Annotated in this window: 4 protein-coding genes; all 4 read right to left on the reverse strand. The window is 75.2% G+C overall.

The features are described 5' to 3' along the window. The coding region (locus E1291_RS40205; protein ID WP_207401220.1) for a beta-ketoacyl synthase N-terminal-like domain-containing protein at positions 1–763 on the reverse strand (763 nt) is incomplete at its 3' end. Then, positions 760–1,974 (reverse strand): beta-ketoacyl-[acyl-carrier-protein] synthase family protein, encoded by a 1,215-nt coding sequence (locus E1291_RS40210; RefSeq protein WP_131743246.1) that lies wholly within the window; start codon positions 1,972–1,974, stop codon positions 760–762. The genes E1291_RS40205 and E1291_RS40210, both read right to left, overlap by 4 nt. After that, on the reverse strand, positions 1,967–2,236 hold the full coding sequence (locus tag E1291_RS40215; RefSeq protein ID WP_131743247.1) for an acyl carrier protein: 270 nt from the start codon (positions 2,234–2,236) through the stop codon (positions 1,967–1,969). The genes E1291_RS40210 and E1291_RS40215 overlap by 8 nt, the downstream gene beginning before the upstream one ends. Before the next feature lie 57 nt (positions 2,237–2,293). Beyond that, positions 2,294–3,310, reverse strand: coding sequence for a hypothetical protein (locus tag E1291_RS40220; protein WP_131743248.1), 1,017 nt, complete (start codon positions 3,308–3,310; stop codon positions 2,294–2,296). Positions 3,311–3,608: the final 298 nt, after the last annotated feature.

Raw genomic sequence — 3,608 nt, forward strand, 5'->3', positions numbered from 1 at the left:
GGGCGCGCCCGGCGGCGGCCGCGCCCGTCGGCGTCTCGACGGCGAACACCGCGGCCCCCTCGCCGACGGCGGCGCCCGGCGCGAGCGCGCCGGCGTGGTGCCACGCCCAGGCGGCCTGCGCGGACAGCTCCTCCGCCGAGCCCACCAGGGCCCGGTCGATGTGCCCCTGGACGATGGCGTTGCGGGCGTACCGGACGGCCGACAGCGCCGACACCCGGCCGCCCGCGAGCGTGGTGTTCACCCCGCGCAGGTCGTTCCAGATCGCGATCTGCCCGGCACAGAAGTTCATCGCCGTGGTGGGGAAGTGGTTGGCGCGCACCAGGTACGGCTTGTCCCGCACCAGGGTCTCGCGGGTGAAGTCGGTGAAGCTGCGGACGCTCCCGGTGCCGCTGCCGATCACGATGCCGGTGCGTCCCCGGTCGGCCTCCGAGAGCGGCCCGCCGAGCGCGTCCAGCGCGCCGTGGACGGCCGCCAGCGCGAGCCGCGTGGTGCGGTCCAGCGCCCGGGTGCCGCGCTTGCCGAGGAAGTCCTCCACCCGCGGGTCGGGCGCCGCGGCCAGCGGGACGGGCGGGAGGTCCCCGCCGAGCGCCTCGGGGCCGGGCGCGGTGGGCGGCGCGGTGGGCGGCGTGTCGGTGGCGCCGGGGTTCTGCGCCGCGGCCAGCGCCTCCAGGCCGAGCCCGGCGGGGGAGATCACCCCGCAGCCGGTGATCACGAGCGGTGCGACGGCGGTGGCGGTGCCCCGGCCGATGGTCGCCGCGGTCATGCGACCCGTCCCAGCACGGTGATCGCGTTGTTGCCGCCGAACGCGAACCCGTTGTTCTGGACGATCCGCGGCGACGCGGCGCGGCCGGTGCCGGGCACGCAGTCCAGCCCGGCGCCGAGCGCCGGATCGGTCTCGGTGAGGTTCGTGGTGGGCGGCAGGAACCCCTCGTGCAGCGCCATGCAGCAGATGAGGGCGCCGAACCCGGCGGCCGCGCCCATGGTGTGGCCGATCATCGACTTGATCGAGCTGATCGGCGGCAGCGCGTCGCCGAACACGGCGCGCATCGCGGCGACCTCCGTGGCGTCGTTGGACGGGGTGCCGGTGCCGTGCGCGCAGATGTAGTCGATATCGGCGGGGTCGACGCCCGCGGCGCGGTGCGCCGCGCGGACGCAGGCGGTGATGCCGGTCTCGTCGGGCGCGACCGGGTGCCGGGCGTCGCAGGTGACGCCGTAGCCGAGCACCTCGGCGTAGATCCGCGCGCCGCGCGCCAGCGCCTCGTCGAGCGGCTCCAGGAACAGGGCCACGCCGCCCTCGGCGGTGAGGATCCCGGCGCGGTTCACGTCGAACGGGCGGCACGTCTCCTCGGCGAGCGCGCCGAGCCGGAAGAACCCGGCGTGCGCCGTCCGGTTCAGCGAGTCCGCGCCGCCGGTGACCATGAAGTCGGCCTCGCCGGTGCGGACCATGTCGTAGCCGTAGCCGAGCGCGTAGTTGCTCGCCGCGCAGGCCGTCGCGATCGTGAGCGCCTCGCCGGTGAGGTCCAGCTCGGCGTTGACGGCGGTCGCGATCCGGTTGGCGGGCGCCCGCGGGACCAGCGCCGGGTCGAGCGCCTTCAGGCCGCCCTCGACCGACTGCCGGGTGAGCCGCTCCAGGACGGCCGACTCGCCGAACGTGGTGCCCATGACCGTCCCGGCGACGGCGGCGGAGAGCCGGCCGGTGTCGACGCCGGAGTCCGCCACCGCGAGCCGCGCGGCGGACGCGGCGAACTGGCTGCTGCGGCCCCACTCCGCCGCGTCCAGCCGGCGCAGGATGCCCTCCGGCTCGAAGCCGTGCACCTCGCAGGCGTTGGTGTGCGGGAAGCCGGTGGCGTCGAAGGCGGCGATCGGGGAGACGCCGCCGCGGCCCGCCCGCACGGCGTCGGCGAAGGCGCGGGCACCGGTCCCCAGGCTGCTGACGGCGCCGAGCCCGGTGACGGCGACGCGGCGCTCACTCATCGGACGGCCCGCCGTAGCGCTCCACGCAGTCCATCACGGCGGTCAGCGTGAGCAGTTCCGGCAGCACCTCGTTGGGCAGGTGCACGCCCATGTTCCGGTCGATGCTGGAGATGATGTCGATGGCCATCAGCGAGTCGGCGCCGTGGTCGTTGACGAAGTGGCTGGTGTCGGTGAGCTCCTCCGGCTCGATCTCCAGCACGTCGATGAGGATGTCGCGCAGCTGCTGGAGCCGCTCGGACCGGGTCGTCGCCGCTCGGGTCATCGTGCCCCGCCTTTCGTGGGTCGGCCTGTCGGGGGTCGTTCGGCTTGCTCGGGCCGGTCAGCCCGCGAGGACCGGCGCCTCGTCGAGCGCCCGCCGGATCATGTGCGCGGCCTGCCGGTTGCCGTCGTCGTGGGGGTGCACGATGTCGGCGAACGCGTCCCCCTCGAACCGGTCGGCGGCCATGTTCAGGAACGACACCCCGATCTCGGCGCAGCCTTCGGCGAGGAGCGCCGCGTAGGCGTCCCAGTACTTCTCGATGGTGCTGTGCAGGATGCCGAAGACGGGGACGTCGAAGTCGAAGCGCTCGCGTTCGCCGGGGGTGAGGTCGCGGGTGCGCGGCGTGGCGAGCGGCTGGAGGCACAGGGCGATCCGGGTGCCGTCCCCGGCGGCGCGGGCGAGCGTCCTGAGGTCGCGCAGCCGCCGCCGCGCCGCCTCCCGCATGCGCGTCTCCACCTCGGCGAGGTCCCAGGGACGGGTCGCGCGGGGGGCGAGGCGCCGCTCGTCCATGTCCGGGACGGCCTTGCCCGCGGCGAGCGCCGCGAGGTCGAACACGGGCACCTGGTTGACGTCGTTGAACGTGCGCTCGTAGGAGATGGTGCCGTAGAGCCCGTCCGGCGTCATCGAGCCGAGCAGGTTCACGAGGTCGGTGCCGCCGCCGAGGATCGCCACGCTGGACGCGGCGTGCAGGAACGGCGCGGCGGCGACCAGCTCCTGCAGCGAGATCGACGCGCACAGCCCGAGGTTCAGCCACCGCGTGCCGGTCAGTTCGGCCAGGTGCGAGGCCGGGGTGAAGCGGTCGGCGGTCGCGGCGAGGCCGAGCGCCACCGAGTTCCCGAGGATGATCCCGCCGCCGCCGTCGGCGAGCCAGCTCGTGCTGTCGACGGTGCCGAAGGGCGAGGCGGAGAGCCGGAACCCCTCGTCATCGATGTTGATCACGTCCGAGCGGTGTCCCGGGGCGAGGGTGAAGCCGAGGAAGGGATGCGGGTACAGCTCCAGGCCGTGCCGCTCCAGCAGCATCCCCCCGCGGTGCCGCTGCGCGAAGGACTCGTGCTCGAATTTCGGGGAGGAACCCACCGTGTGCTCCCGTTCGTCTCCGTCGCCGGGTCACCGGGCGCGCGGAACTGCGGCGCCGGCTGCTGCCACCGAGCCTGGGCGCCGAAGATCGAGGACGGCTCGTGGACGGCTCGACGTCCGGGTCAGCCGCCCGTGCCGGCCGTCACGGGGGCCGCTCCGGCGGCCGCCGCCGCGACGCGCTCCAGCTCGGCGACCACCAGCGACGGCACCGGCTGGCCGTGCATCTCCGCGCGCAGCTTCCCGGCGGCGTCCCGGTGGGCGGGCTCGGCGAGCAGGCCGGCGAGCGCGGCGCGGATCG

Origin of the sequence: Actinomadura roseirufa (assembly GCF_900659635.1) — a bacterium.
Classification (GTDB): Bacteria; Actinomycetota; Actinomycetes; order Streptosporangiales; family Streptosporangiaceae; genus Spirillospora; species Spirillospora roseirufa.

Bases quoted from the DNA above. Each gene is read 5' to 3' on its own strand.
- E1291_RS40210 (WP_131743246.1), bottom strand. From the start codon at position 1,974: ATGAGTGAGCGCCGCGTCGCCGTCACCGGGCTCGGCGCCGTCAGCAGC.
- E1291_RS40215 (WP_131743247.1), bottom strand. From the start codon at position 2,236: ATGACCCGAGCGGCGACGACCCGGTCCGAGCGGCTCCAGCAGCTGCGC.